Here is a 1,042-nt window from a genome sequence, read left to right as displayed (position 1 = left end):
TCGCCGACGCCTCGGGCTGCCCGCGCTGGCGACCACCACCATCGGGTCGTTCCCGCAGACCGAGGCGTTGCGCCGGGCCCGGGCCGAGCACCGGGCCGGTCGCCTGGACGCGGCCGGCTACGCCGAGCGGATGCGGGCCGAGATCGCCGAGGTGGTGGCCGAACAGGAACGCCTCGGGCTGGACGTGCTGGTGCACGGCGAGCCGGAGCGCAACGACATGGTGCAGTACTTCGCCGAACACCTCGACGGCTTCGCCGCCACCGCCCACGGCTGGGTCCAGTCGTACGGCTCCCGGTGCGTACGCCCGCCGATCCTGTACGGCGACGTGACCCGGCGCGCACCGATCACGGTGACCTGGTCCCGGTACGCCCAGTCCCTCACCGACCGGCCGGTCAAGGGCATGCTCACCGGCCCGGTGACCATCCTGGCCTGGTCGTTCGTCCGGGCGGACCAGCCGCTGGCGGAGACCGCCCGGCAGGTCGCGCTCGCCCTGCGCGACGAGGCGCGGGACCTGGAGGCGGCGGGCATCCGGATCATCCAGGTCGACGAACCCGCGTTGCGGGAACTGCTGCCGCCGCGCCGCCGGGACCACGCCGGCTACCTGGACTGGGCGGTGGCGGCGTTCCGGCTGGCGACCAGCGGCGTCGCCGACGCCACGGCGATCCACACCCACCTGTGCTACTCGGAGTTCGGCGAGGTGCTGCCCGCCATCGACGCCCTGGACGCCGACGTGACCAGCATCGAGGCGTCCCGCTCCCGGATGGAGATCCTCGACGACCTGGCCACCGTCGGCTACACCCGGGGCATCGGGCCGGGTGTCTACGACATCCACTCGCCCCGGGTGCCCGACGGCGCCGAGGTGGTCACCGCGCTGCGCCGGGCGGCGGCGGTCGTCGGGCCGGACCGGCTCTGGGTCAACCCCGACTGCGGGCTCAAGACCCGGGGCTACGACGAGGTCCGTCCGGCCCTGACCGCGCTGGTCCGGGCCGCCGCCTCGGTCCGCGCCGAACTGGCCGCCGACGGGCCGACGCCCTGTCTCTTA

General features: G+C 74.7%; 1 protein-coding gene. It reads left to right on the top strand.

Features of this window, described 5'->3' with window-relative positions:
• The coding region (metE, locus tag EYA84_RS32275; protein WP_131057905.1) for a 5-methyltetrahydropteroyltriglutamate--homocysteine S-methyltransferase at positions 1–1,042 on the top strand (1,042 nt) is incomplete at both ends.

Origin of the sequence: Verrucosispora sp. SN26_14.1, assembly GCF_004307965.1 — a bacterium.
In the GTDB taxonomy this organism is placed as follows: Bacteria; Actinomycetota; Actinomycetes; order Mycobacteriales; family Micromonosporaceae; genus Micromonospora.
The sequence above is the reverse complement of the archived record's forward strand: the minus strand, read 5'-3'. Positions and strand labels throughout refer to the sequence as shown.